This is a genomic window from Roseovarius litorisediminis (assembly GCF_900172295.1).
GTDB classification, from domain to species: domain Bacteria; phylum Pseudomonadota; class Alphaproteobacteria; order Rhodobacterales; family Rhodobacteraceae; genus Roseovarius; species Roseovarius litorisediminis.
On sequence record NZ_FWFL01000003.1, the window covers coordinates 23,218 to 49,965 of the forward strand.

Sequence of the window (26,748 nt, forward strand, 5' to 3'; positions counted from 1 at the left end):
TGACGGCCAAAAAGCCCAAAATCGTGTCATCCGCGATCAGGATGTTTATGTTTCCAGTGGTTGTGGTTGGGCCTGCAAACGGATTTATCGCTAGATGCGAAAGAACGGTTGAAGCAGGCGCGGCACAAGCGAGTTAAAGCGCAAAGGCGCGTCGGTTGCCGCCAGGCAAATGCAGGGATCCCCCATATCCGCCACCGGCGTATGCTCTAGATCCTCATCGCCGATTTCAACGTCCCCCACACCGAAGCGTCCGGTTTCGTCGCTAAAGCTGCCTTGCAAAACCAGCGTCAGCTCCAGCCCGTTATGGCTGTGATCAGGCACCGCTTGACCGGGTGGAATGAACAGCAGCCGGACCGAGCCTTCGTTGTTCGAATACAGGATGTTCTGGCGCACCCCCATGCCCAGGGTTTTCCAGCGCGGAGGTTTGCCTTTCAGCGCCTCCATGACCGGGCCAGGAAACACCCCCGTGCGATCATAGGCCGGCGCAGGTACAAAGGGTGCATCAAGCTGTGCCAGAATATCCGCTCTGAGGTCACTGGAGACTGCAACCGCATCTGTTGCCTCAAGCACTGTGCCGCCTAAAGCTTGATGCGTCTCAAGCGCGCCACGGCAATCCGGGCACAGGGAAACATGGCTGGCCACGACCAGAGCAAATGGGTGTGGCAGGTTGCCGGCCGCATAGGCCGCCAAAATGGATTCGGGGATGTGGTGGGTGATTGCGGTCATCTATCGCAGTCCCTTTAACTCGTGTCTCAACCGTTCCAGCCCTAGCCGGATACGTGATTTTATCGTTCCAAGCGGCAGGCCGGTGAGTTCGCTGATCTCTTGATGAGTCAGTTCGCCCAAATAGGCCTTTTCGATGATGTCGCGCTGATCTTCTTTCAGCTGCGCAAGTGCCTGCTTCAATTGCCCCGCTTCCTGATCCATGGCAAGAATCTGACCGGCGTCAGGCTCAGCGTCCAGATTGTCGCCCAATTCTTCGGGAACGGGGCGTTTTTCCTTGCGGACTATGTCGATCTGCCGGTTGCGGGTGATCTGGTAGATCCAGGCTGAAACCTGCGCACGATGCGGGTCGTAAAGTGCCGCCTTGCGCCAGACTGTCAGCATTACATCCTGTACAATCTCTTCGGCCTGGGCGGCCGATGTACCCGACCGCATGATAAAGCCTTTCAAACGCGGTGCGAAATAATCAAACAGCGCAGCAAAGGCGTCGCGATCCCGGGAGTCCCGGATGGCAATCATCCAAACGGTTTGCTGCGATAGCTCAGTTTCGGTCGACGGCACCGGTCTGCTTTCATCTCTGGGCGCAGGAGACACAGTTGGTCTTGTGCGCGGGATATCAAGGCTCAGCGTCATCATAGACTGATTACGCAGACGCATGTAACTTGGATCATTCGACCTGTAATTTTTTTCTTACCTGGTCAAGCCGTCTGATCCGGCCTTGGCCAGATGCCAGGATGGCAAAGAAACATTTCGGGCGCCAGTGCAAGACGGGATCAATTATCAGGGCCTGCTTGAAACGCGTTGGGCCTGGTCAACCCGGCAATGTGGTTTCGAGTGTGAAAAGCCACCTGCCGTCGAAGACTGAAACGGAAGGTCGATCGATTGGCCGACAGGCGCACTAAGCAGGTTTACAACAGCCCTTCAGGCAGGTCGACAATGATGCGGCCCGAGGTCAGGTCGATGGTCGGCACGGCCTCGTGGGTGAAGGGTAGCAGAACCGCTTCTTTCAGGTCAGGGCCGTTGATTTCCAGAAGATCCGAGGCACCATGGTTAAGCACGTTTTGCACGCGTCCAAGAGAGGCGCCACCGGTATCGAAGACTTCCAGGCCAATGAGGTCTGCGTGGTAATATTCGTCATCCGGCAGATTGGGCAGCTGATCGCGGCTGGCGTAAAGCCGGACACCGCGCAGGGCATCGGCCTGTTCCTTGGTGCGGACACCAGTAAGTTGAGCGATGAAACCGTTCTTGATCTGGCCGGTCAGGGTGACACTGAAGGTTCTGCCGCCATCTTCGTCTGAAAGCGGGCTGTAGGCGGCGATATCCTCGGGCATGGCGGTAAAGCTTTTCAGCCGTACCTCGCCTTTGACCCCAAAGGCGCCGACGATGGCGCCAACGCAGATACGGGTTTCATCTGTCATCCGTTTGCTCCGGTACAAAGGCCCGACACAACTGCCCCCCCTGCGGCGGCGCAACGTTCGCCGTGCTGGTATCGTTCAAAGAAGACACCGGCCAGAAAGACCAGAACCATCAGGAAAAGGGTGCGGACCGGCCGAAACATGGTTACCGCACCTCAACGGGCAGGGTGCCGCGGCGGGTTTCCCAACCAAGGTTTTCAAGTTCGGGTGAAAGGCTTTCTTCTTCTGGCCAGCCAACGCAGAGGTAGGCCACCAGTTGCCAGTTGTCGGGCATCTCCAGATCGCGGCAAAGCTGATCGGGATCAAGGATCGAAACCCAGCCCACGCCAAGACCAAGCGCACGCGCGGCAAGCCAGAAATGGGTGATTGCCCCAACCACCGAATACCGCCGGGTTTCGGGCATGGTAGCCGCGCCAAGCCCGGCGCCTTTGTCGGTCTCGTCTGCACAGAAAATGGCCAGCTGAACCGGCGCTTCCTGCATGCCTGAAAGTTTCAGGCTGCTGTAAAGGCGGGCTTTTTCACCCTGATATCCGGCCAGCGCCCTGGCGTTGGCGGTTTCGAAGTTCTCAAGCGCGGCGCAACGGGCGCCGTTGCTTTCAACCCGGACAACACGCCAGGGTTCAGAAAGGCCCACCGACGGGGCCAAAAGAAAAGTGTCGAGGCACTGCGTAAGCAATGCCTCGTCCACCGGATCTTTTCGAAAGCGACGCACGTCGCGCCGCCACCGCATCAGATCTAGCAGGTCGTTCTGGAAGTCTTGTGAAAACTCGGACATTCCAGTGCGATCCTGCCTTATTCTTCTGCGGACGCTTCTTCAGCAGCGGCCTCTTCAGCAGGCGCTTCTTGTGCTGGCGCAGCAGCGGCTTCGGCTGCGGCGGCAGCTTTGGCGGCTTTTTCCTCAGCGCGTTCTTTGGCTTTCTTGCCCGGCTCACCCTTGTTGGGGTTCGAGCGTTCTTTTTTCTCGACGACACCGGCGGCTTCCAGCATGCGGCTGATCCGGTCGGTGGGCTGGGCGCCCTGCCCAAGCCAATGCTTGACGCGGTCGATATCCATTTTCACGCGCTCTTCGCTGTCTTTCGGCAGCAGTGGGTTGTAGGTGCCCAGTTTTTCGATGAAACGACCGTCGCGTGGCATACGGCTGTCGGTTGCTACGATGCGATAGAAGGGACGTTTTTTCGAGCCGCCGCGGGCGAGACGAATTTTCATAGCCATGATTAGATTCTCCTATTTTCTAGCTATTTGAAGGGCTTTTGCGCCCATCATTCCTGATGTTTCTTGTGGTGTTGAATCACTTCGCCAATGATGAAGTTCAGAAACTTCTTGGCAAATTCGGGGTCGAGATCGGCATCCATCGCCATGCGCTGAAGCCGTTCGATCTGCTGGCTTTCGCGCAGCGGATCAGAAGGGGGCAGGGTGTGTTCAGCCTTGAGTTTACCCACGGCCTTGGTGTGTTTGAACCGCTCTGCCAGCGTGTACACCAACACGGCATCCAGCCGGTCGATGCTGTCACGATGTCCTTTGAGCAGGTCAGCGGCGATTTTGGAATGATCATCAGTCAACGGGCATTCCTTTCGGTTTGAAAAGCGGGTCGCAGTAGTGGCTGATCTCAAGTGCGATGCCGTCTGCGATCTGGCCGGATTTCAACCGGTCAGGTGAAGGGTGCCGGTAAACGGCGTCACTACCATCAATTGTGGCGGCTTCTTTATCTTTCACAGCGCCCAGACGTTCAGCCAACCGGATGCTGTCAAGGTTTTTGGGGTCGATATAGCTGACCGCGCCGTCCCAGCCCATCTCATGGTAGAGATGATGTCGCGCGGCATGGGTGGCCTCGAGCGCATAGCCGTGGCCGGATTTCTCGGGCCATATGATCCAGGCGATCTCGCGTTCAGGCCAGCCTGCGGGGAACCAGCCACCGGCCATGCCAAGGGTTTCACCGGTGGTTTTTTCGTGGATCATCCACATGCCGAAACCACGGATATTCCAGTGGCCGATCTCGGCGGCATAAAGCATCCACGCCTCGTATTTGTTCAGCGGCCCACCCATGAAACGCGAGCGGTAAGAGCTGAATGTGGCTTTGAAATCGGGGTAATCCTGCGGTTCGGGGCTGCGCAGGAAAAGGCGTTTCGTTTCCAGGGTTGGTATGGTCACCACAGACATCTCAGGCAACTCCAAGCGTCGGGTGACGGTAGATATGGCAGGGCTTGCCCAGCAACTGGCCTACGCGTTCGAAGCCCGCCCCAAGTCGGCGCGCAAGAGCGACGGAGCGGGTATTGGCCGGATCGATATAGGAGATGACCCCATTGAGGCCAAAATACCGGGCAGCGTGGTCGCGAGCCGCGATACTGGCCTGATAGGCGTATCCTTTGCCTTCAAACCCGTCGTAGATATGCCAGCCCAGTTCAGGTTCGTCCCAGCCTTTGTTGTTGATCATGCCAACCCGGCCTGCAGTCTCACCGCTGCTGCGATGTTCGACCATCCACATGCCGTAGCCGCGCAGCATCCAGTGGCCAATGCCCGCCAGAAAGGCGCGCCAGCTATCCCACTGGCTTTGCGGGCCACCCACGAATTTTGACCGCTCAGAACCCCCAAAGGCAGCAAAGGCGTCGAAATCGGATTCGACATAGCCGCGCAGGATAAGATCGGCGGTGTAGATGGTTGGGGCGTGGGGGGTAATTGTCATGCGTAGGCCTCGGGGTTGCCATCGGCATCGGTGTTGAGGCCCAGATCAGACGGCGAGGGGTGGCGAAAGAGCATCTCGGTGCCCATTTCGACATTCTCGTAGGTGCGCTCCAGATGGGCTCCCATGCGTTCCGCCAGCGCGATCGAGCGGGTGTTGCCGGGCACGATATTCGAGGTGAGGGTGGTCATCCCCAGATGTTCATAAGCCCAAAGGCGTGCCCGTTCAGCGCCTTCGCGGGCAATGCCCTTGCCTTCATGGGCCTGGTAAACGACCCAGCCCAGTTCGGGTTCGGGCCAGCCATGGGGGTTCCAGATCCCGGTGATGCCGCAGGGCGTCCCTGTTTCTTTCAGTTCCATAGTGAAATAGCCATAACCATGTAATGCCCAGTGGCCGATCGAGGTGGCAAACCAGCGCCACGCCTTGGAGCGGTCGGGGGTGGCCCCGAACCCATGAGCCCGTTCCTGATCGGTCAGGAAGTCGGCCAGTGGGTCGAAATCTGACGCGAGGGGCCCACGCAGGATCAGCCGGTCGGTTTCCAGCCGGGGTATGTTGAGGGTCAGGCTCATGGCAGCGTGATCCAGATGTCGCGCTGCCGCGCGGCTGATTTCAGAGTGGGGCGGGTGCAATACATCGCCGCCGCCGGTTGGGCGGGGTGCGAGGGCAGAAGCCTCGGGCGGGGATATTTGGGGCACGAATAATACATGCTATTTTTTCTTGCCAAAACCGCTGAGGCCGGGGGGCAGACCCATGCCGCCGCCAAGGCCGGGCAGGCCACCGGGAAGTTTACCGCCCATCTGTTTGGCTGCCTGTTCCAGCGCCTTGGGGTCCATGCCCGCAGCGAGGTCTTCGGGAGATGGGCCGCCTTTGCCGAACATGCCTTTCATCGCCTGTTTCAGCATGCCGCCTTTGCCCATTTTGCCCATCTTCTTCATCATGTCGCCCATCTGGCGCTGCATTTTCAGAAGCCGGTTGAGTTCCTGCACCTCAAGGCCCGCCCCTTTGGCGATGCGTTTCTTGCGGCTGGCCTGAAGGATTTGCGGATTGGCGCGTTCCTTTTTGGTCATTGACTGGATGAGGGCGATCTGGCGGCTGAGGATCTTGTCGTCAAAGCCAGCGTCCTGCACCTGTTTGGCCATCTTACCCATGCCGGGCATCATGCCCATCACGCCTTCCATGCCGCCCATCTTTTGCATCTGTTCAAGCTGCATCTTGAGGTCGTTCATATTGAACTGACCCTTCTGGAAGCGCTTCATCATGCGTTCGGCCTGTTCGGCCTCGATGGTTTGCTGGGCTTTCTCGACAAGGCTGACGATATCGCCCATGCCGAGGATGCGGCCGGCGATGCGTTCCGGCTCGAAGGTTTCGAGCGCGTCCATTTTCTCGCCAAGGCCGACGAATTTGATCGGTTTGCCGGTGACGGCGCGCATCGACAGGGCAGCACCGCCGCGGCCGTCGCCATCCATCCGGGTAAGGACAACGCCGGTGACGCCGATCTTGTCGTCAAACTCCGTGGCGACGTTGACGGCATCCTGACCAGTCAGGCCATCGACCACCAGCAGGGTTTCGCGCGGGTTTGCAACGTCGCGAACGGCAGCGGCCTGGGCGATCAGTTCTTCGTCGATATGGAGCCGGCCAGCGGTATCGAGCATGTAGACGTCATAGCCGCCAAGGCTGGCCTGGGTTTTGGCGCGTTTGGCGATCTGTACGGGGTCTTCACCCTTGACGATGGGCAGGGTATCGACGCCGATCTGTTTGCCCAGAATTTGCAGTTGTTCCATCGCCGCCGGACGGTTGACGTCAAGCGAGGCCATGAGCACGCGCTTGCCATCGCGTTCGGTCAGGCGTTTGGCAAGTTTGGCCGTGGTGGTGGTTTTACCTGAACCCTGCAGGCCGACCATCAGAATCGGCGCGGGCGGGTTATCAATTTTCAGAGCACCCGGTTCGCCTTCGCCGGACAGCGTTTCAACCAGCGCGTCATTTACAATCTTGACGACCTGCTGGCCGGGTGTGATGGATTTGGTGACAGCCTGACCGGTGGCTTTTTCCTGCACGGCCTTGACGAAGTCGCGCGCGACGGGAAGGGACACGTCAGCCTCGAGCAGGGCCACGCGGACCTCGCGCAGGGCGGTTTTGACGTCATCTTCGGACAGGGCGCCCTGTTTGGTCAGACGGTCGAAGACGCCAGAGAGGCGTTCTGACAGATTTTCAAACATCCAGGCGGCTCCTTCATCACCGTTTCATTCTGGTCCAAAGGTAGGCATGGACCGCTCCAATTGCCAATGCCCGAACGAGCAATCCCAAACGTTAAGCGCCCCCGTGGGCGCAACGCGCTGACGGAGGGCGATCCCGGCACAAGGGCCATGGGACCGGAAGCTTGACGAACTTCCGGAGTGTTGCGGGCTGTTACTGCGCCATGAGGGGAGAGTCAATAACTGCGGTGACTGACCTGCCAATGGTAGGGCCGTTTGGGTTTCGGGATAACACTTGTACCTGCTATATATCCGGCGGACCCGCTTAGGCAGGCTAACGGCGGCCTTGCAGAAGGGCGCGCAGGGCGTTTGTCATTTGCTGCGCCTCAGAACCGGAAAGCCGACCATGCCGGGTAAGAAATTCGGCGATATCGTTTCCACTATAACGTCCGACAAGCCTGTCGTCGCGAATGGCAAGGCGCAGCCTGGCAAATTCAAACGCGCGGTCGTGGCAGTTACGGCATTTGCTCTCAAACAATCCCTCCGATGTGATCTGCGCGCGAAACACATCCAGAAACAGGGCCTTTTCCGGTGCTGACAAACCGCCAGCGTGGTGGTCAAGGAAATCATCAAGAGACTGGCCGCGACTGCTGGTCAATGTGTTTTCGTCGAGAGTGACGTGGTCGCGCATGAAGGGGCCGGCATGTCCGTGACAGGACAGACATCTTTCCTCGAAAAGCTCATGAAAGTTGGCCCCTACGACCGGATCGGCGACTGCCGCGACGGTGGCGGCGACGTAGAGGAAAACCGCTGGCAAATACGCGTTAATCCTGACCATCCTTGCCTCCGGCCATTTGTTGCAGCGGCTCGCATCACCTCACCCTGCGCTTCTTGTTTATAGCGTTTGGAACATCTGCGCATTGAGACAGATCAACCGCAGCCAGCTGACGGCTTGGAAGAAGCTAAGAATATGGGTGCTTTTTGATCGGCGTGCCGTACCAAACCCTGAAAAGGTGCTTTTTTGATTGCGCCATTCATTTTGCCGCCGATAATAAAACCAATGCCCCGGCGGACTATCGGGCCGGGGTACGGTCGGGTTGGACATGTCGGCTTGCGAGGCTACATCTGCAAGTTGATTGTCTGGGAGTGTCTGAGATAAGTGATTGTGGTGCGCGCCAGTAGGAAAAAATCACAAATTGCAGAACATTGCTTGCCAGGGGGTAAAGCCGAATTTGGGCCGTTAAATTTGGGGGCAAAGGTTTGGCAGTTGGCCCTGGGGGCTTGCGAAAAGGCCCGACGCTGAATTGAGATGCGGGCATGGTTTGGTAATGAAAAGGGTTTTGCATGAATAATTGGGACGAAATTCGCACAGCATTTAACGTGGCACGGGTCGGGACCGTAAGTGGGGCGGCAGAGGTTCTGGGCGTGCACCACGCCACGGTCATCCGGCATATCGATGCGCTTGAGGAACGCCTTGGTGTAAAGTTGTTTCAGCGGCATGCACGCGGTTACACACCGACCGAGGCCGGCGATGACCTGCTGCGCGTGGCGCAGGCCACTGACGATCAGTTCAATCAGTTGGCGGGCCGTATAAAAGGGCGCGGCAATGATGTTTCGGGAGAGCTGGTGGTAACATCTCTGGGCGGGCTGAGCCATCTGCTGGTGCCGGTTCTGGCAAACTTTCAGATAGCGCATCCCGGGCTGATCGTGCGCTATCTGACGGGGGACCGGCTGTTTCGGCTGGAATATGGCGAAGCCCATGTTGCGATCCGTGCAGGTTCGGTGCCGGACCAGCCGGATAATGTTGTGCAACCCTTTGTCAGCCTGCAATACACGCTTTTTGCCAGCAAGGACTATATCGACCGGCATGGGAAGCCTACAGACCAGGAAAGCTATGCCAGACATCGATTTGTTGGCGTGGATGACGCAAATTCGCGGGCGCCTTTTGCCCGCTGGATGCGCGAGAACGTGCCTGCGGATCGCATCGTTTTTCGAAGTGGTGACGTGCATGCGCAGCGGCGCGCTATCATTGCAGGTGCCGGTATCGGTTTCATGCCTAAACTGGAAGCTGTTGAAACGGGTGGATTGATACAGATTACCGAGCCGAAGCCAGAGTGGTCTTCGCCCTTGTGGTTGGTAACGCATATGGATTTGCACCGGACCACAAAAGTGCAGGCCTTTCTGTCCTACCTCAAGGAACGGTCCAAAGCATGGGAGGTCGCGTGACAAACGCCTTGCGCGGCCATCTGGCGATGCTGTGCTTTTCGGCGTTGATTGCCGGATCCTTTGCTTTGGGATCCATGGCGGCCCCGCATATCGCCCCAACGGCCCTAAATGCGGTGCGGTTTGTGCTGGCCTCAATGATCGTAGGTACGGTGGCGCTGGCCACGTCCGGGCTGTCGCGGTCGGCACTGACCGCCCCCTGGCGGTATCTGCTGATGGGCGCGGCGATGGGAGTCTATTTCGTGCTGATGTTCGAGGGTCTGAAAACCGCGCCGCCGGTGTCAGCCTCGGCAGTGTTTACACTGACGCCGATTTTGTCGGGCGTCGCAGGCTATGTTCTGTTGCGCCAGATCACCACAGCGCGCATGTCCATGGCGCTGAGCGTCGGGGCCGTAGGCGCCCTTTGGGTGATCTTTCGTGCCGACTGGTCTGCACTGCTGGCGTTTGAGGTCGGCCGGGGAGAGATTATCTATTTCTGGGGCTGCGTGGCGCATGCGGTCTATACGCCGCTGGTACGTCTGTTGAACCGCGGTGAATCGCCGGTGGTGTTTTCTTTTGGCGCCCTGACGGCTGCGGCTGCATTGATCATGTTGTTCGGGTGGCGGGATATCTTGCTCACAGATTGGGCCGCGCTGCCGGGGATTGTCTGGATCACCATCCTTTATACGGCTGTCTTCGCCACTGCAGTGACCTTTGTCTTGCTACAATATGCCAGCCTGCGCCTGCCCAGTGCCAAGGTCATGGCCTATACCTATCTGACACCCACCTGGGTGATCTGCTGGGAGGCCGCGCTGGGCCACGGCGTGCCGCGTGGATTGGTCCTGGGTGGGGTGGGCCTGACGATACTGGCCCTTGTTTTGCTGCTGAAAGACGAACACACCATGAACGCAGCGCCCGCGCGCGCCGCGCAATAGCCCCTGGGCCACTTGTTGCTCAGCCTGCGTCCGGAAATTCGGTTGCCAGAAACCGCTCGAAGTCGTCCAGATTGACCGCCTCGAACTGACCAAAACTTTGCATCCAGATGCTGGCATCGCGCAGGGCGTCTGGCTCCAGCTTGCACCATTTCACGCGCCCGCGCTGTTCCTGACTGATCAGGCCCGCGCGGGTCAGGATGCCAAGGTGTTTTGAGATCGCGGCAAGGCTCATGTCAAAGGGGTGGGCCACGTCCGTCACAGCCATGTCATCCTCCAGCAGCATCGACAGGATCGTGCGGCGGGTGGGGTCTGCGAGGGCCGAAAAAACGGTATCAAGCGGATCGGACATACCGCATGCGTTAGCGGGTTGGCAGGGGGGGCGTCAACCGGATTGACCTGTGACAAGGCCGGTCGGCTGTGTGATTGTTACGGTCAGGCAAATCAATGAGAGAGGAGGCCAATATGTTTAGTCACATTATGGTGCCGGTTGACCTGTCGGTGAAAGACACATTGACCAAGGCGCTGGACGCGGCGGCGGATATGGCCAGGCTGTACGATGCAAGGCTGACGCTGGTGAGTGTCTGCGGCGGGATACAGGCGAAAGTATCGCATTCGATCGAGACCTATAGCCGCCTGTTGGATATCTTTGCCGAAGAGCTTGGCCAGGGCAAGGGCATCGAGGTGAGCACGCTGACGATTTCAGTGCCTGACCCCAGTGTCGAGGTCGACGCAAAGCTGAGGCAGACAATTGACGAGATCGGGATCGATCTTGTGGTCATCGCGTCACATCAGCCGGGATGGGCGGAATATATCGTCGCCTCGCACGGCGGGCGGCTGGCGGTGCACGCGCCGATCTCGGTTTTCGTGGTGCGCGATTGAAAGGCCTGCGCGCGGCGATGAGGCCGCGCGCAGGTGTCATTATCAGGCCGGGCAGTCCCTGTTGCCCGTGCCCCCGCAGTGCGCAAGTCAGCGGGCCTGAAACGCGATGGGCCACATGAAATCAAGCGGTCTGTAGCCTTGCCCAAGATAGCGCACGACCCCGGCGCTGTCGGTCTTGTTATAGCCCGGATGCAGCGCGCCTGTCGGCACCGAGAAGGGGAAGAAGGCGGCGGTCTGCGGATTATAGGCCGCTGTTGCATGGCAGCCATGGCAACTGGCCTCGAACGCTTTCCAGTACTGCGGTTGCGCGGTGTTGGGGCTGCCGGCGAAATCTTCCATATCGGTGTGGCCGAGGATAACCGGTGTGGTGCCGTCCGCATTTTCGGTAAAGCGAATCTGGGTGCCATTGGGGGCATAGGATTCGAACCCGAAACCGGCCAGCCCCCCGGCCTTGAGGATCTCCGATATCTCGTCCTGGGGCAGAGGCGCCCGCTGGGTGATCAGCGTTTCGCGCACATGGGCCACGCCGGGGTTGTCGTTGAGCTCAAAAGTCGTCCAGAACCAACTGGGCTCTTCGGTATAAAAGGCATCGCCGGGATCTTTGAGCGGCTTCATCTTGACCATGATATGCAGCCCGCGCCACCAGTATTCGCCACTGTCGAACCTGAAGGTCAGCGCGCCCTCGGGGGCCGGGCTGCCTTTGGTAACCTGTAACCATGAGGCCTTGAGTTCAACCGAGCCGACGGGCATGTCGACGTAATCGTGTTTGGTGAAATAGGTGGCCACGTCAATCTTGGTCGTAAGGCCGTTATGGATCAGGTAATCATAGCTGATTTTGTTGCGGGTCACCTCTTCGTTGGCACCGTCGGGGTCAGCGGTGGCGATGCGACCGGCCTTGATATCCTTTTTCTCGACCGAGGGGTTGAGATCGTTGCGGACATCCTTGTCTAAGGCAAAGGGCCAGGCGGTGCCGAAGGTGTCGGGATCGGTGGGCCAAGCCATCCAGACCGGGGCTTTGCCCTTGCCGGACATGCCGCCCTTGTCGGGGTCGTCGACCAGCTGGCTGATCCGGGCAAAGAACATCCAGGCCAGTTTCTGACGTTCCTCAAGGTCGCCGTCAAAGGCCATGTCGGCACAGTCGGCGGCAAATTTTTCGTCCGATTTGGCTAGCCAACCGTCATCGGTGCAGCCGGACGAGGCGCTTTGGGCCGTAACGGGAAGCGAAAGGGCGGCCAGACTGGCGAGGAGTGTCAATTGTTTTGAGGGCAGGGTCATGATTGGCTCCAGCGGTAAAGGAATTGAAAAATCGTGGCGACGCGAACGAGTAAATTTTTATAATTGATCTCCCGTTGGTTGAGGGCATGGCATTGGCTCGCGCCAAAATCAATCACTGCGTGTATATTCCTGTTTGTTGGCGCAGTGTTGTCGTGCGGGCCGGTAGGGCAGAGTCAACCAGATGGTTGAATATCGCAAACCGTGGCTTTTGGCGGTTTCACGGCCTGCGGCAGAAACCCGCATAAGTTCAGCGGGAAATAAATTTACTATAAATCAATAATTTAACCCTGTTCGACGGGAGGTTTAGGTGCGCTTGACTCAGGGCCTGACGCGGCTTAGCAAAGGCGCAACCGTTTGAGAGGGCAAAAGCGTGACCGAACCCGATCCAGCCGAGCGCCTTGCGCAGCTTGAGGCGAGGATCAACAAGCTGAAAAGCAAGGACGCGCCCAAGGCCCATCAGAACGAACATTATTCTCAGGCACAACATGCCTGGCGGATGGTGATAGAGTTGGTTGCCGGTCTGTTGATCGGTTTTGGCATCGGATACGGGCTGGATAGCCTGTTCGGGACGCTCCCGATCTTTCTGGTGCTGTTTACTTTGCTGGGGATGGCTGCGGGTATCAAGACGATGATGCGCAGTGCAGCAGAACTCCAGCGGACAAATATGGCCGCAGAGGCCGGGGACAAATCACCCGAAACGGGTGGAGACGAGAGGGCAAAGAATGGCGACTGAAGCGCATGGTGCCGAAGGCGGGGCGTTGGAACTGGTTTTCCACCCGATGGATCAGTTTATCGTCAAACCGCTGTTTGGCGACGGACAAGTGGGCATGTTCACAATCACCAACGTGACCCTATGGATGGGCCTGACCATTCTGGCGATTGTCGGTCTGTTGGTGCTGGGCACCTCGGGGCGCGCAACGATCCCTTCGCGCATTCAGTCGATCGCAGAACTGGCCTATGGCTTTATCCGCAAGATGGTAGAAGACGTCGCGGGCAAGGATGCGCTGCCGTATTTCCCCTATATCATGACGCTGTTTATCTTCATCGTTTTCGCCAACTTCCTGGGTCTGCTGCCGATGGCTTTCACCACAACCAGCCACATCGCAGTTACTGCGGTCATGGCGATGATGGTGTTCCTGACCGTGACAATCCTGGGATTTGTCAAAAACGGCGCGGGTTTCCTGAGCCTGTTCTGGATCAGTGCGGCACCGTTGCCGCTACGGCCCATTCTGGCGTTGATTGAAATAATCTCGTATTTCGTGCGTCCGGTCAGCCACTCGATCCGGCTTGCGGGCAACATGATGGCGGGTCACGCGGTGATCAAGGTTTTCGCGGCTTTCGCGCCGATGATCCTGATTGGCTGGATCGGCGTTATTGTAACACCGTTGAGCATCATTGCCATAACAGCGATCTATGCGCTTGAGGTGCTGGTGGCCTTTATCCAGGCATATGTTTTCACGATCCTGACCTGTGTGTATCTCAAGGATGCGCTGCATCCGCACCACTAAGGTCATAGAGACAACGGCGGGTTCGCCCGCCTTACGAACAAACGAAACAACGCAAATTCCAATGTAAGGAGAATTCTAATGGAAGGTGACGTCGTACAAATGGGTGCATACATCGGTGCTGGTCTGGCTTGTACAGGCATGGGCGGTGCTGCTGTAGGTGTGGGCCACGTTGTTGGTAACTTCCTGTCGGGCGCCCTGCGCAACCCGTCGGCTGCCGGCGGCCAAACCGCAACCATGTTCATCGGTATCGCGTTCTCGGAAGCGCTGGGGATCTTCTCGTTCCTCGTTGCCCTTCTGCTGATGTTTGCTGTCTAAACCTGACGGAATCTGATCCTTACGAGGGGGTGAAGGGTTTAGGCCTTTCACCCTTTGCAGACGGAAAGTTCCCCGAGGGAGGACGACATGGCAAGCGAAACGCACGAAGCCACGGAAATCGCCGCTGACGCGGCGCATGGTGCAGCCGATGCTGCCCATGGTGGTGCCGAAGCTGTCGGCATGCCGCAGCTGGACTTAACAACTTTTAGCAACCAGATATTTTGGTTGGCGGTCACGCTGGTCGTGATCTATTTTGTCCTGTCGCGCATCGCGCTGCCGCGCATCGCGGCGGTTCTGGCCGAGCGTCAGGGGACCATCACAAATGACCTTGCAGCGGCAGAAGACCTGAAAGCCAAAGCTGTCGAGGCCGAAGAAGCCTATAACAAGGCGCTGGCAGATGCCCGTGCGGAGGCGCAGAATATTATCGCTCAGGCCAAAGCCGACATGAAGGCGGATCTGGATGATGCTATTGCCAAGGCCGACGCCGAAATTGGCGCCAAGGCGGCTGAAGGTGAAAAGAAAATCGCCGAAATTCGCGCGAACGCCATGGAAAGCGTCAAAGTTGTCGCCAAGGACACCGCAAAGGAAATCATTGCGGCGATGGGTGGCAAGGCGGATGCCAAAACAGTCACGGCGGCCATTACAGCCCGGATGAAGGGGTAACAGATATGCGCGGAATACTTGCTACTCTGACGGCCCTGATCACAGCCAGCCCCGCGCTGGCGGCATCCGGCCCGTTCTTTTCACTGACCAACACGAACTTTGTCGTGTTGATCGCATTCCTGCTGTTTGTCGGCGTTCTGCTTTATCTCAAGGTGCCAACCCTTCTGGGTGGCAAACTGGATGAACGCGCCGAAGGCATCAAGAGCGAGCTGGAAGAAGCCCGCGCCCTGCGCGAAGAGGCCCAGACTTTGCTGGCGAGTTACGAGCGCAAGCAGAAGGAAGTGCAGGAGCAGGCCGACCGTATCGTCGCCCATGCCAACGACGAGGCTGTTTTGGCAGCCGAACAGGCCAAGGCAGACCTGAAGGTGTCAATTGCACGCCGGTTGCAGGCCGCTGAAGATCAGATCGCTTCCGCCGAGGCGCGCGCCATCAAGGATGTGCGCGATCAGGCGGTATCCATCGCGATTGGCGCGGCCAAGGATGTGATTTCCAAGCAGATGACAGCGACAGAAGGCAACAGTCTGATTGAGTCTGCCATTGCGGATGTGGATGCCAAACTGCACTGAGAAACGTGGGTGTAACCCACCCTACCGAATAAAGCTGCGGAATATAGCCTGGGCCGAAGTGCCCGGGCTTTTTTCTGTTCAACTTCCTCTGTCATCGTCAACTGTAATGGCATCAAGCCCTACATTGCCCATTTGCTGACCTATCTGCCGCAACAGGGCATCTCGGGCGATATCCGCAAATGCCAAGGGCAGGCCGCCCATTTCCTTGTCACGCGCGACAACGGTGATGCGGCGCGACAGACCGGCAACAGGCAGGGGGCGGATGTTCATGGGCATCTTTTCGACAAAACCATCAATCAGCAGGGTGGGGCTCAGCAGAGTGAACCCCATGCCGCGGGCCACGCAAGCGGTCACCATGCTGGATCGGTCGGCCTGTATGACCCGGGGGACCTGCAGTTTCAGCCGCCGCAGATGCTGTTCGATCTGACGACCTACGCTTGTGGTATCTGCAAAGCGCACCAGCGGCAGGTTTTGCAGGATGTCCCCCAGGTTCTGCTGTGGTCCGTTATAGCTGGCAGGCAAAACCAGCAGGAACGCCTCTTGCAGGACATCGTGCCGCTCTAACCCGTCCATGTCGTAGAACGGATTAGAGCTGATAACGACGTCGGCGCGTTTGGTACGCAGCAGTGTTTCATGATCGCCGCTTTGCCCTGCGTGCAGGGTCATGTCCTGAACGTTGAACCTGTCCTTGGCAAGTTGAACCAGCGGCACTGACAGCGTTGTCGCAATCGAGGCCAGCATGCCGACGCGCAGCACGCTGATCGGGTGCGGGCCCTGATGGCGCAGGTCAGTCGCCAGATCTGCCACCGAATTCAGGATGCGTGCGGCATGGCGATACATCAGCGTCCCGGCTTGTGTTGGTTTGACCGGGCGGGTCGAGCGGTCGATCAGCCTGACATCATAGGTGCGCTCAAGATTGGCGATATGTTGCGATGCAGCGGATTGGGTCAAACCCACCAGTCGTGCAGCAGCGGTCATCTGACCGGTTTCAACAATGGCGACAAAGACCTCCATCGCCTTGATCAGATTAGTGTCTGTAGAAATGCGGGTTGCCATTGGGGGCCCCATGAGAAATTTAATAGTATTAGAAATACTTATGATGCGATCTATCAATTGATTGCAACGGTCCAAAGCGCGCAGAGTCGGCGCAAGGAGGGCCCGGGCAGGTGGTTGATGCAAGGATCAGAACTGGCAGGCGGCGGGGGGTAGCCCGTAAGAACGTGCAGCGGCGGGCGCCTTATATCCTGCGACAGATCGGGACACTTAATGCCCTGAGTGAAGAGGGGCTTTGCCTGATTGAGGAAAACGCGGATCGTATCCTCAATCAAACAGGAATGGAATTTCACGACGACCCCGAGATTTTGCGGATTTTCCACAATGCCGGGTGTGACGTGCAGGACACGAGAGTACGGTTCGAGCCGGGTTTTTGCCGCCAAACCATTCAGGCAACAGCGCCCGCAACGTTCATCCAGAACGCCCGAAATCCTGCCAACGCTGTGCAGATGGGCGGAGATGCGACGGTGCTATGCCCGTCATGGGGGCCGCCGTTTGTGCATGATCTGGACGGTGGGCGGCGTTACGCGACCTATACCGATTTTGAGCGGCTGGTGAAACTGCACCAGACCATCCCATGGCTGCACCATTCTGGCGGCGTGGTGTGTGAACCGGTGGACCTGCCCGCCAACAAGCGTCATCTGGATATGCTTTATGCCCACATCCGTTGGTCCGACCGGCCGTTTATGGGCGCCTTTATCGGGGCCGAGCGGGCCGGGCATGCACTGGACATGGCTAGGATTGTGTTTGGCAAGGATCATGTCGCGGACAACGCGGTTCTGTATTGTGTGTCTAACACCAACGCGCCGCTGGTGATGGATGCCCATATGTCCGGCGCACTGAAAACCTATGCGCGGGCCGGGCAGCCGGTGGCTTGTACGCCCTGGGTTTTGACCGGTGCAATGAGCCCCTGCACCGTGGCCGGAACATTGGCGCAGGTTCTGGCCGAGGCGATGGCGAGCCTGGCGCTGGTGCAGTTGATCAATCCCGGGGCACCCTGCCTGATGGGGTCGTTCGCCTCGACTATGTCGATGCAGACGGGCGCACCCACATTTGGTACGCCCGAGGCGGGGCAGATGGTGTTGGCCGCCGGGCAGTTAGCACGCCGATTAGGGGTGCCTTTGCACACAGTTGGCACGTTGTCGGCTTCGAAATTACCTGACGCCCAAAGCCAGCAGGAAGGAACCTGGGGCTTGATGATGGCGATGTTTGCCGGGGCAAATGTGATCAACCATGCCACCGGCTGGCTGGAGGGCGGTCTGGTCACGAGTTTTGAGAAAACGATGATTGATGCCGATCTGTGCGGCAAGCTGGGGCGTTTCTTTGAAGGCATTGACCTGAGTGAGAATGCCCAGGCCATGGCCGCGATTGCAGCCACCGGCCCGGGCCAGCATTTTCTGGGCTCGGAGCATACACAGGATAATTTCATGTCTGCACTTTTCCGGGCCGAGACGCCCGACAACAACGCCTATGAACACTGGGAGGCTGCAGGGCGGCTGGACTCGGGTCAGAGGGCCAATGCGTTATGGAAGTCGCATTTGAGCGCCTATGAAGACCCTGGACTGGACCCTGCTATTGATGAAGAACTTCGCGGCTACATCGCGCGACGAAAAGCCGAGAAACCGGACATGGATTATTTCTGATGGGACGCACCGTGATCATCGGCGGAGGGGCTGTCGGGCTGAGCGTTGCCTATCATCTGGCGGCACGCGGGACGAAAGATGTGCTGCTGCTGGAACGCAACCAGCTGACCAGCGGTACCAGTTGGCACGCGGCGGGAATAGTCGGGCCACTGCGCGCCACACCCAACATGACCCGGCTGGCGATGTATGCGCTGGAAATGTTTCCCCGACTTGAGGCCGAGACCGGGATGAGCACAGGCTACAGGCGTACCGGTGGCTACTGGCTGGCTCGGGTGCCCGAGCGGATGGATGAATTGCACCGGATTGCGGCACTTGGGCGGCATTTTGGGTTGGATGCGCAGATCTTGCCCCCCGGTTCGGTCGCGGTGCCAGGGCTGAACCTGGACCTGTCTGCCCATGTGGGGGCTATGTCTGTGGCCGAGGATGCCAACGTGAACCCCGTGGATCTGTGTATGGCCTATGCCCGCTCGGCCCGCCGCGGCGGGATCGAGATGCGCGAAGGGGTTGAGGTCTTGGATGTTCTGGCCCGGGGACGCCATGTAACCGGGGTTCGTCTGGCAGATGGTGAGGTGATCGAGGCAGACAGCGTGGCGCTTTGTGCCGGGGCCTGGTCCAAGCCGTTGGCCGATGGTCTGGGTGTGGCGCTGCCATTGCAGGCGGTTGAGCATATGTACGTCGTGACCGCGCCAATTCCTGGCCTGCCCGATCCCTTTCCGGTGCTGCGCGATCTGGATACCGGCATTTATATAAAAGGCGACGCGGGCAAGCTGGTCATTGGCGGGTTTGAACCCCATGCCAAATGCTGGAATGCCTTTGGCCCCGAGGGCAGCCGCCCGTTTCTGGAATTGCCCGAAGACTGGGATCAGTTCACCCCGTTCATGGAGGCCGCACTGGCCCTGATGCCGGCACTGGAAAACGTTGGCATTCAACATTTCATGAACGGGCCTGAGAGTTTCACCCATGACACGCGACCGTTGGTGGGGCAGGCGCCCGACGTGGACGGGCTTTATGTGGCGGCGGGGATGAACTCGGTCGGGATCATGTCTTCGGCCGGTATCGGACGGGCGCTGGCCGATTGGATGGTGGATGGGGTGGCGCCAATGGATCTGTGGGAGGTGGATGTCGCGCGGGCTGATCCCGCGGCATCCGGCACGGCCCATATGGCTGCGCGGATGGACGAGGCGGTGGCGGATCTGTTTGCTTTGCATTGGCCGTTCAAACAACCCCGCGCCGGGCGTGGATTGCGATGCTCGGTCCTGCACCACAAGTGGGCAGCGCAGGGCGCTGTCTTTGGCCTGACCGCCGGATGGGAGCGCGGGTTGTGGTATGCCAGCTCCAGATCCGAACGTGATCTGCCCTATTCGATCGGGCCACAGCCATGGTGGCCGATTGCGGCCCGCGAGGCGGCGGTGATGGCTGATGGTACGGCGCTGCTGGATCTGTCGCCTTTTGGCAAGTTCGATGTCAGTGGGCCGGACGCCCTGTCATTCCTTGAAATGCTTTGCTGTGCCGGCATGGATCGGGCGATTGGCCGGGCCACATATACGATGGTCCTGAATGAAACGGGCGGGATCGAGGCGGATGTAACCGTGACGCGGCTGGCGCCCACATGGTTCCGCATCACCTCGGGGGCGGCCACACGCTGGCGCGACATGGCGCTTTTACGGCGGCGGGCAAAACCATGGAATGTGACCGTTGACGATGTCACCGAAGACGAAGCTGTGATCGGGGTCATGGGCGCTGGTTCGCGTGAACTTTTGGCACGTCTGTCGGACGCGAATTGGGCCGGGTTTGAATTTTCCACCTGCCGGGATGTTAGGGTGGCAGGGCAGGGGTGTCGGGCCACACGGATGAGTTTTGTCGGCGAGATGGGCTGGGAGCTTTCCATCCCTTCGGAGGGCGCCGGAGTGGTTTTCGACAGCCTGATTGAGACAGGCGCACGGCCTATGGGACACTACGCGCTTGAAGGTTGCCGGATTGAAAAAGGATTTCGGCACTGGGGCCATGACCTTGGCCCCGAGATCACACCGCTTGAGGCCGGGCTTGGCTTTGTGGTCGACTGGAACAAGGCGTTTACCGGAAAACCGGCGCTGGAGCGACAAAAGGCCAAGGGGCTGACGCAGCGGATCTGTCTTTTTGACGTCGCAGGCGGGCCTTTGATCCTGCATGATGAGCTGATCTATGAAAATGGCGGTGTGGTTGGCCTGACAACCTCGGGCGGGCGCGGGGCGCGAACCGGTTTGACACTGGCGCTTGGGCTGATTGAGGTGGTGGCCGGAGAAACATTGGCTGCGACGTGCAAAAGAAACTTCGAGATCGAAGTTGCGGGCCAAAGGTACGCGGCCAAGGCGCTGATGGCGCCACCGTTTGATGCAAAAGGCGAAAGGATGCGCGCATGACAGATGCACAGGTGGTCATTGTCGGCGGTGGGGTGATGGGCGTGTCGCTGCTGTATCATCTGGTTAAGGCCGGGTGGCGCGATGTGGTATTGCTGGAAAAGAATGACCTGACCCATGGATCAACCTGGCACGCGGCGGGGCTATGCACGCATTTTGCCCATAACCCGACGATACAGGAGTTACGCGCCACATCTGTCCGCCTGTACCGGGATATTCTGCCAGCCCAGACAGGACAGGAGTGTGGCTTCCATGCCTGCGGTGCGATGCGGATCACGCGCAACCCTGACAGGATGGACGAGTTTGCGCATGTGGCTGGTCTGTCGGCGTTTACCGGCTATCCACTGGAAATTCTGACGCCTGAACGGGTGGCCGAGCTGCACCCGCTGGCGCAGATAGAGGGGCTGCTGGGCGGTATATTCGAGCCCGACGACGGTCACGTCGACCCGACCCTGGCCACCACTGCGATGGCGCAGGTGGCGGTTCAGGGTGGTGGTGTGATCCGACGTTACAGCCCGGTGCAGGCCATCCGGCGTGAGGCCGGAAAATGGCTGGTTGAGACACCCAAAGAAACCTTCCGGGCCTGCCATATCGTCAACGCCGCCGGCACATGGGGGTATGAGATTGGCCGGATGATGGGCATCAACGTGCCCTCGGTGCCGGTGTTGCATCAGTATCTGGTGACCGACACGGTGCCGGGTGTGGCCGAACGTATCGTGGCGGGCGCACCTGAGTTGCCGATCATCCGTGACCCTGAAGAAAGTTGGTATGTACGGCAGGAACGCGAGGGACTGATACTTGGGCCCTATGAGAAGGACGCGCAGGTCTGGTCGGTGGATGGCGTACCGCCAGAGTTTGGGGCTGATCTGATGCCGCCGGATCTGGACCGGGTTGAACATATCATCGAAGCGGCGATGGCCCGCATACCTACGCTGGCAAATGGCGGAGTGAAATCGGTGATCAACGGGCCGATTACCTTTACGCCCGATGCCAATCCTTTGATCGGCCCGGCGCATGGGGTTGAGGATGCATGGTTATTGACCGGGTCTTCGATGGGCGTGATGGAAGGTGGCGGGGCCGGTTGGTTTTTGGCCCATTGGATGACCCATGGCGCGCCACCAATGGATGCGCTGGCAGTGGACAGCCGGAGGTTTGGGCGGTGGGCAGATCGTGATTTTCGCGTGGCCAAGGCGGTGGAATGTTTCGGCTTGCAGTTTGGCGTCCATTATCCGCATGAGGAACGGCCCGCCGGGCGGGGGCTGCGCCTGTCGCCCCTGCATGATCTGATGATCGCGCGTGGTGCGGTGATGGGGGCGGTCCATGGCTGGGAGCGGCCTAACTGGTTTTCCGATACTTCCGGTGTTGTCGCGGATGAAACGTTCCGCCGGGCCAACTGGTTTGAGCCTGTGGCGCGCGAATGCCTTAAGGTAAGTGAAGCTGCCGCGCTTTCGGATCTGTCGGTGTTTTCCAAATTTGAAGTCACCGGGCCGGACACCCGTGAATTTTTAGATAGCCTTGGCGCCAACCGCGCCCCGGCAGAAGGGCGGATCGGTTTGACCCATGCCCTGACCCCTGCTGGCGGAGTGTTATCTGAATTCACGGTGGCGATGGTGAACGAGACCTTTGCCTATCTGACTTCGGCCGCCGCAGCGGAAGAGATTGATTACGATGTTTTGCGCGTTCATGCGCAGGGCTTTGACGTTGACCTATCGAATCGGACCGACGACCTGGCGGTGATCGGTCTGATGGGGCCTAAGGCAAGGCAAATCCTGGAAACGTTGACTGAGGCGGATTTGCAGTCCGAATTTCCCTGGCTGAGCGTACGAGAGATTGACGTGGCAGGCGTGCCGGTCAGGGCCTTGCGGGTGTCTTATGTCGGGGAACTGGGTTGGGAACTGCATGTGCCCCGGGCGCACGCAGTTCACCTTTTCACGGCACTGGAAGAGGCGGGAAAGCCCTTTGGTGTAGGGTTTTATGGCGCCTATGCCGCCAATGCGATGCGGTTGGAAAAGGGCTATCGTGCCTGGGGCAGCGATCTGACCACCGAACGCACGCTGACCGAAAGCGGGCTTGGCAATCTGGTGCATCATGCTGCGCGTGATTTCACCGGAGGCGCGGCGATGCTGGCGCGGCAAGGGGACAAGGCCTGGGATATGGTTCTGCTGGAAGTTGAGGCAGGCGCGATTGACCCGTTTTATTCTCACCCTGTTTTTCAGGGCCAAAGGCCTGTTGGCATAGTGACATCCGGGGCTTACGGGCCACGAACGGGCAAGGTGCTGGCATTGGCGTACCTGCGGGATAAAACGGTGCGCACAGGCTTGGCGCTGCGGATTCTGGGGCAGGTCCGCAAGGCGAATATTCTGGATGCTGCCCCCTATGATCCTGACAATGTAAGACTGAAATCCTGATGCGAAGGACACGATATGACAGATACGAGCCTGACAACTGACTGGTCGATCGAGGCGACGGCAAAGCGGCGTGATACCTATTATGCGGCTTCGCAAAAGAAATTCGTGCCGTTTGCCGCGCCGATGGTCTTTAAACGCGGGTCAATGCAATACCTGTGGGACCCGGAGGGCCGAAAATATATCGACCTTCTGGGGATGAATGTCTGCATTTCGGTCGGGCATTCCCATCCCAGGGTTGTGGCCGCCGCGATGGCGCAGGCGCAGGAACTGACCCATTGCACAACAATGTTTTACCACCCCACCCCCGCCCATCTGGCCGAGGAACTGGCCGCGACGATGCCCAAGGGCCACGACTGGGTTGTGCACTTTACCAACTCAGGCGCCGAAGCGATCGATCTGGCGATGACCATGGCGCGAACCTTTACCGGCAACCTTGATCTTCTGGCGCTGCGTACAGCCTATCACGGACCCACGGCGGCCGCACAATCGGTGACGGGGATCAGCAGCTGGCGGCATCCGGGTATGCCGGGTAATGTGGCCTTTGTGGCCGAGCCCAACCAGTATCGTGGTATATTCGGAGAAAACGCCGGGGCGGCCCCTTATCTGGACGAGATTGAGCGGGTGATTGCCACCTCGACCACCGGCCAGCTGGCAGGCATATTGGTTGAAAGTGTGCAGGGCTACGGCGGGGTGATCGAGATGCCACCTGGTTACATGTCCGGCGCGGCAGAAAGGGTACGCGCGGCGGGGGGGCTTTATATCGCGGATGAGGTGCAGTCGGGCTTTGGCCGCACGGGTGATCACATGTGGGGATTTCAGGCCGACAATCTGGTGCCGGATATCGTTGTGATGGCCAAGGGTATCGGCAACGGGTTTCCGTTGGGGGCGGTTGTCGCGCGCAAAGAGATTGCCGCACCGATGGCGGAAAAGTTCATGTTCCACACCTATGGTGCCAATCCTACCAACTGCGCCGCCGGGCGCGCAGTGTTGCAGGTCATTCGGGAAGAGAACACACAAGAAAATGCACGCGAAGTCGGGGCTGCTCTGCTTGGACATCTGCACGATTTGAAGGCCAAATATCCGGTCATCGGTGACGTGCGCGGGCGCGGCCTTATGCTGGCCATCGAGATGGTCAAGGACCGCAAAACCAAAGAGCCGGATCGTGATGTTACCGCTGCTGTATTTGAAGAATGCCGCAAGCAGGGGCTGATTTTGTCGAAATCAGGCGCCTATCAATCCTGCCTGCGCATGGTGCCACCGATGTGTTTGACACGTGAAGATGTGGTGGACGTCGCAGAAGGGCTGGAGCGGGCATTTTCTGCGCTATAGCCGCATATTGACATTCTTCGAAGCCGGCGAAATCGTCACCCGAGAAATAATCCTGCCAAAAAAAAGAAAGGGGGCCGTTGAACCGGCCCCTCATTCGTTCCTGCCTGGTGTCTTCGAATAACCTTGAGTTGCTGAAATGCCTGTGCGTTTAGCTGTTGTGTCCACATATAGTGTGATCCATGCGAATCGGTCAACAAGAAGTGATTCGCAAAAGCGTCAAATTGGCAGTTTTTATGCCGGGTGATTCGAAAAAGGCAGAAAATCAACCCAACGAGGTCTGATGCTTCGTCAATTCACATCAAATTTTTGAAGAACCTTGGGTGTACGGTCTTAGCCGTTTGATCGCAGAATTACCCCAGCCAGATACAAAGAACCGCAGATCAGAATTCTGGCCTTGGGGTCCTGTGCTGCAATTTCAGCGACGGCTTGCAGGGCTGACGCGGCCGTTGACGTGGCCAGCCCAACAGCGCGGGCCGCTTCAGCCGTGGCTTCAGCGGGCAGTGTATTCGTTTCCCCCGGTATCGAAATGGCGGTCAGGCTGTCGGCCTGCCGGGCCAGTGGCGCCAGAAAGCCGGTAACGTCTTTGGTATTCAGCATTCCGCAGACCAGATGCGTGGGACGCGCCGGAAGACCCGCCAGATAGCGGCCAAGCGCCTGTCCTGCCGCGGCATTGTGGCCACCGTCAAGCCAGATTTCGGCCTGGGGCGCGGTGTCAACAATCGGGCCGTTTTGCAGGCGCTGCATGCGGGCGGGCCAGTGGGCCGAAGTGACAGCACCCTCGTAAGCCGCATCACCCATTTGAAGGTGACGCAACGCCGCCAGTGCGGCTCCTGCGTTGTCGATCTGATGGGCACCGGGCAGGTTGGGCAGGGGCAGATCGCGCAAGCCTGCCTCATCCTGAAAGATCAGGCGTCCGCGTTCTTCGTGGACATGCCACTGCTGACCCTGGGCGATTAACGGCGCGCCAAGACGTTTGGCTGTCGCCTCGATCACCTGCATCGCCTCGTCGGGCTGCGGACCGACGACGCAGGGCACGCCGCGTTTGAGTATCCCGGCCTTTTCGGTGGCAATCTTGGCCAGCGTGTCGCCCAGATATTGTTCGTGGTCTATTGAGATCGGTGTCAGGATGGTAAGTGCCGGCTTTTCAATCACGTTGGTGGCATCCAGACGCCCGCCAAGGCCGACCTCTAGCAAGGTGAAGTCCGCAGGAGTACGGGACATGGCCAGAAGGGCCGCGCAGGTGGTGATTTCGAAATAGGTGATGTTGCCACCGTCATTGGCCGCATAGCATTCATCAAGCGCGGCAGTCAGATCGGCTTCACTGATCAGCGTGCCTGCAAGGCGGATACGTTCGTGAAACCGTGCCAGATGCGGCGAGGTGTAAGCGTGCACAGACTTGCCTGCCGCTTCAAGCCCCGCGCGGACCATTGCCTGGGTAGAGCCCTTGCCATTGGTGCCTGCGATGTGAATTACCGGAGGCAGATTGTTTTGGGGGTTTCCAAGTGCGTCCAGCAGACGCCAGACCCGATCAAGCGTCAGATCGATAATCTTGGGGTGTAGCGCCATCATCCGTTCAAGGATGATGTCCGATGTGGGGGCGGTCATTTCTTGGCTGACTTTTCGGTGGCTTTATCAGCGGGCTTCCCCTTTGCCGTTTCCGGCTGCGTTGCATCTTTGGTGTCGGGGGCGGGTAAATCGCCTTTGACCGCGGGTGGCAGTTTCAGAAGCATGCGGATGATCGTAATCAACTCGTCCCGCATCTGCGGGCGTGCGGTAACGCGGTCCAGCATGCCGTGGTCCAGCAGATATTCAGCGCGCTGGAAACCGTCAGGCAGTTTTTCGCGGATCGTCTGTTCGATCACACGGGGCCCGGCAAAGCATATCAGCGCATTGGGTTCGGCGATATGCACGTCACCGAGCATTGCATAAGATGCGGTAACGCCGCCTGTCGTGGGGTGGGTCAGTACGACGATGTAGGGCAGACCTGCCTCTTTCAGCATCTGAACGGCAACGGTTGTGCGAGGCATCTGCATGAGGCTTAGAATACCCTCTTGCATACGCGCGCCACCGGCGGCGGAAAACAGGATCAGCGGGCGTTTGAGTTTTACCGCCTCTTGTGCGGCCGCAATGATGGCATTGCCCACATACATGCCCATCGAGCCAGCCATGAAGCTGAAATCCTGTGCTGCGGCAACGACGGGTGTGCGGCCCATTTCACCGGTCACGACAAGCATCGCTTCTTTTTCGTTCGTGGCTTTCTGCGCGGCCTTCATCCGATCGGGGTATTTTTTCTGGTCTCGGAAGTGCAGCGGGTCGGTGGGGGGGACGGGCACGTCAACTTCGGCAAAAATCCCGCCATCGAACAAAGCGGAAAAGCGTTCGCGCGGGGTAATTGCCATGTGGTGGCCGCAGCCGGTGCAGACATTCAGGTTTTCGCTGAGTTCGCGGTGAAATAGCATGGTGCCGCATTCATCGCATTTAGACCAAAGGTTTTCAGGGATTTCGCGCCGCGAAAAGATCGAATTGATCCGCGGTCGTACATAGTTGGTGATCCAGTTCATCGGGTCCG

At 58.8% G+C, this 26,748-nt stretch carries 29 protein-coding genes; 12 read left to right on the forward strand and 17 right to left on the reverse strand.

The features are described 5' to 3' along the window. Positions 1-90 precede the first annotated feature (90 nt). The 12 genes from PEL8287_RS06255 to PEL8287_RS06305 all read right to left on the reverse strand — a co-directional run bounded on the left by PEL8287_RS06255 (position 91) and on the right by PEL8287_RS06305 (position 7,845). Positions 91-726 (reverse strand): ChrR family anti-sigma-E factor, encoded by a 636-nt coding sequence (locus PEL8287_RS06255; RefSeq protein ID WP_085891535.1) that lies wholly within the window; start codon positions 724-726, stop codon positions 91-93. Next, on the reverse strand, positions 727-1,380 hold the full coding sequence (locus PEL8287_RS06260; protein WP_370737914.1) for a sigma-70 family RNA polymerase sigma factor: 654 nt from the start codon (positions 1,378-1,380) through the stop codon (positions 727-729). 251 nt (positions 1,381-1,631) lie between these two features. Beyond that, complete coding sequence (gene rimM / locus PEL8287_RS06265) at positions 1,632-2,141, reverse strand: ribosome maturation factor RimM (RefSeq protein WP_085891536.1); 510 nt, start codon at positions 2,139-2,141, stop codon at positions 1,632-1,634. Then, positions 2,138-2,281, reverse strand: a complete 144-nt coding sequence (locus PEL8287_RS19950; protein WP_176228571.1) for a hypothetical protein — start codon at positions 2,279-2,281, stop codon at positions 2,138-2,140. Before PEL8287_RS19950 ends, rimM begins: the two co-directional genes overlap by 4 nt. A gap of 2 nt (positions 2,282-2,283) precedes the next feature. Then, a complete protein-coding gene (gene bluB / locus PEL8287_RS06270; protein ID WP_085891537.1) occupies positions 2,284-2,913 on the reverse strand; it encodes a 5,6-dimethylbenzimidazole synthase in 630 nt (209 codons plus the stop codon). Positions 2,914-2,930: 17 nt separating this feature from the next. Next, complete coding sequence (gene rpsP / locus PEL8287_RS06275; protein ID WP_085891538.1) at positions 2,931-3,350, reverse strand: 30S ribosomal protein S16; 420 nt, start codon at positions 3,348-3,350, stop codon at positions 2,931-2,933. A 47-nt stretch (positions 3,351-3,397) separates the two neighbouring features. Further along, the gene (locus tag PEL8287_RS06280; RefSeq protein ID WP_085891539.1) at positions 3,398-3,697 is read right to left on the reverse strand and encodes a chorismate mutase; all 300 of its coding nucleotides are present in this window, start codon (positions 3,695-3,697) and stop codon (positions 3,398-3,400) included. Beyond that, positions 3,690-4,295: a GNAT family N-acetyltransferase gene (locus PEL8287_RS06285; RefSeq protein WP_085891937.1), complete on the reverse strand. Its 606-nt coding sequence runs from the start codon at positions 4,293-4,295 to the stop codon at positions 3,690-3,692. The genes PEL8287_RS06280 and PEL8287_RS06285 overlap by 8 nt, the downstream gene beginning before the upstream one ends. 1 nt (position 4,296) lies before the next feature. Further along, positions 4,297-4,818 (reverse strand): GNAT family N-acetyltransferase, encoded by a 522-nt coding sequence (locus PEL8287_RS06290; protein WP_085891540.1) that lies wholly within the window; start codon positions 4,816-4,818, stop codon positions 4,297-4,299. Next, the gene (locus PEL8287_RS06295; RefSeq protein WP_306372179.1) at positions 4,815-5,510 is read right to left on the reverse strand and encodes a GNAT family N-acetyltransferase; all 696 of its coding nucleotides are present in this window, start codon (positions 5,508-5,510) and stop codon (positions 4,815-4,817) included. The genes PEL8287_RS06290 and PEL8287_RS06295 overlap by 4 nt, the downstream gene beginning before the upstream one ends. 12 nt (positions 5,511-5,522) lie before the next feature. Further along, on the reverse strand, positions 5,523-7,031 hold the full coding sequence (gene ffh, locus PEL8287_RS06300; RefSeq protein ID WP_085891542.1) for a signal recognition particle protein: 1,509 nt from the start codon (positions 7,029-7,031) through the stop codon (positions 5,523-5,525). 310 nt (positions 7,032-7,341) lie between these two features. Next, complete coding sequence (locus PEL8287_RS06305; protein WP_085891543.1) at positions 7,342-7,845, reverse strand: hypothetical protein; 504 nt, start codon at positions 7,843-7,845, stop codon at positions 7,342-7,344. A gap of 506 nt (positions 7,846-8,351) precedes the next feature. On the opposite strand from PEL8287_RS06305, the gene PEL8287_RS06315 reads away from it, so the two are divergent. Beyond that, positions 8,352-9,233 (forward strand): LysR family transcriptional regulator, encoded by an 882-nt coding sequence (locus tag PEL8287_RS06315; protein ID WP_085891545.1) that lies wholly within the window; start codon positions 8,352-8,354, stop codon positions 9,231-9,233. Then, complete coding sequence (locus tag PEL8287_RS06320; protein ID WP_139837715.1) at positions 9,230-10,144, forward strand: DMT family transporter; 915 nt, start codon at positions 9,230-9,232, stop codon at positions 10,142-10,144. Before PEL8287_RS06315 ends, PEL8287_RS06320 begins: the two co-directional genes overlap by 4 nt. A 19-nt stretch (positions 10,145-10,163) precedes the next feature. Here the strand turns inward: PEL8287_RS06320 and PEL8287_RS06325 are convergent, their stop codons facing one another. After that, positions 10,164-10,493 (reverse strand): ArsR/SmtB family transcription factor, encoded by a 330-nt coding sequence (locus PEL8287_RS06325; RefSeq protein WP_085891547.1) that lies wholly within the window; start codon positions 10,491-10,493, stop codon positions 10,164-10,166. A 113-nt stretch (positions 10,494-10,606) separates the two neighbouring features. Between PEL8287_RS06325 and PEL8287_RS06330 the strand changes: the two genes are divergently transcribed. Next, positions 10,607-11,023: a universal stress protein gene (locus PEL8287_RS06330; protein WP_176228572.1), complete on the forward strand. Its 417-nt coding sequence runs from the start codon at positions 10,607-10,609 to the stop codon at positions 11,021-11,023. An 87-nt stretch (positions 11,024-11,110) separates the two neighbouring features. Here the strand turns inward: PEL8287_RS06330 and PEL8287_RS06335 are convergent, their stop codons facing one another. After that, complete coding sequence (locus tag PEL8287_RS06335; RefSeq protein WP_085891549.1) at positions 11,111-12,298, reverse strand: hypothetical protein; 1,188 nt, start codon at positions 12,296-12,298, stop codon at positions 11,111-11,113. A gap of 370 nt (positions 12,299-12,668) precedes the next feature. Between PEL8287_RS06335 and PEL8287_RS06340 the strand changes: the two genes are divergently transcribed. The 5 genes from PEL8287_RS06340 (at position 12,669) to PEL8287_RS06360 (ending at position 15,350) form a co-directional block, all read left to right on the forward strand. Further along, positions 12,669-13,031: an AtpZ/AtpI family protein gene (locus tag PEL8287_RS06340; protein ID WP_085891550.1), complete on the forward strand. Its 363-nt coding sequence runs from the start codon at positions 12,669-12,671 to the stop codon at positions 13,029-13,031. After that, complete coding sequence (locus PEL8287_RS06345; RefSeq protein WP_085891551.1) at positions 13,021-13,806, forward strand: F0F1 ATP synthase subunit A; 786 nt, start codon at positions 13,021-13,023, stop codon at positions 13,804-13,806. Before PEL8287_RS06340 ends, PEL8287_RS06345 begins: the two co-directional genes overlap by 11 nt. Before the next feature lie 78 nt (positions 13,807-13,884). Beyond that, positions 13,885-14,121: a F0F1 ATP synthase subunit C gene (locus tag PEL8287_RS06350; RefSeq protein ID WP_085799500.1), complete on the forward strand. Its 237-nt coding sequence runs from the start codon at positions 13,885-13,887 to the stop codon at positions 14,119-14,121. Positions 14,122-14,208: 87 nt separating this feature from the next. Next, positions 14,209-14,784 carry a F0F1 ATP synthase subunit B' gene (locus tag PEL8287_RS06355; RefSeq protein ID WP_085891552.1) on the forward strand — a complete coding sequence of 192 codons (576 nt, stop codon included), beginning with the start codon at positions 14,209-14,211 and terminating at the stop codon, positions 14,782-14,784. 5 nt (positions 14,785-14,789) lie between these two features. Continuing rightward, on the forward strand, positions 14,790-15,350 hold the full coding sequence (locus PEL8287_RS06360; protein ID WP_085891553.1) for a F0F1 ATP synthase subunit B: 561 nt from the start codon (positions 14,790-14,792) through the stop codon (positions 15,348-15,350). A gap of 78 nt (positions 15,351-15,428) precedes the next feature. On the opposite strand, the gene PEL8287_RS06365 is transcribed toward PEL8287_RS06360, so the two are convergent. Next, entirely contained in the window at positions 15,429-16,406 is a 978-nt protein-coding gene (locus tag PEL8287_RS06365; protein WP_085891938.1) for a LysR family transcriptional regulator, read from the reverse strand. Between the two features lie 110 nt (positions 16,407-16,516). Between PEL8287_RS06365 and PEL8287_RS06370 the strand changes: the two genes are divergently transcribed. Genes PEL8287_RS06370 through PEL8287_RS06385 form a run of 4 tightly spaced genes read left to right on the forward strand, consistent with a single transcriptional unit; the run spans position 16,517 to position 24,179 of the window. Then, positions 16,517-18,046, forward strand: a complete 1,530-nt coding sequence (locus PEL8287_RS06370; protein WP_085891554.1) for a trimethylamine methyltransferase family protein — start codon at positions 16,517-16,519, stop codon at positions 18,044-18,046. Beyond that, positions 18,046-20,445 (forward strand): GcvT family protein, encoded by a 2,400-nt coding sequence (locus PEL8287_RS06375; RefSeq protein WP_085891555.1) that lies wholly within the window; start codon positions 18,046-18,048, stop codon positions 20,443-20,445. The genes PEL8287_RS06370 and PEL8287_RS06375 overlap by 1 nt, the downstream gene beginning before the upstream one ends. After that, positions 20,442-22,850: a GcvT family protein gene (locus PEL8287_RS06380; RefSeq protein WP_085891556.1), complete on the forward strand. Its 2,409-nt coding sequence runs from the start codon at positions 20,442-20,444 to the stop codon at positions 22,848-22,850. The genes PEL8287_RS06375 and PEL8287_RS06380 overlap by 4 nt, the downstream gene beginning before the upstream one ends. A gap of 15 nt (positions 22,851-22,865) precedes the next feature. Next, entirely contained in the window at positions 22,866-24,179 is a 1,314-nt protein-coding gene (locus PEL8287_RS06385) for an aspartate aminotransferase family protein (RefSeq protein ID WP_085891557.1), read from the forward strand. A gap of 330 nt (positions 24,180-24,509) precedes the next feature. On the opposite strand, the gene PEL8287_RS06390 is transcribed toward PEL8287_RS06385, so the two are convergent. Beyond that, complete coding sequence (locus PEL8287_RS06390) at positions 24,510-25,784, reverse strand: bifunctional folylpolyglutamate synthase/dihydrofolate synthase (RefSeq protein ID WP_085891558.1); 1,275 nt, start codon at positions 25,782-25,784, stop codon at positions 24,510-24,512. Then, the gene (accD, locus tag PEL8287_RS06395) at positions 25,781-26,740 is read right to left on the reverse strand and encodes an acetyl-CoA carboxylase, carboxyltransferase subunit beta (protein ID WP_085891939.1); all 960 of its coding nucleotides are present in this window, start codon (positions 26,738-26,740) and stop codon (positions 25,781-25,783) included. Before accD ends, PEL8287_RS06390 begins: the two co-directional genes overlap by 4 nt. Between the last annotated feature and the right edge of the window lie 8 nt (positions 26,741-26,748).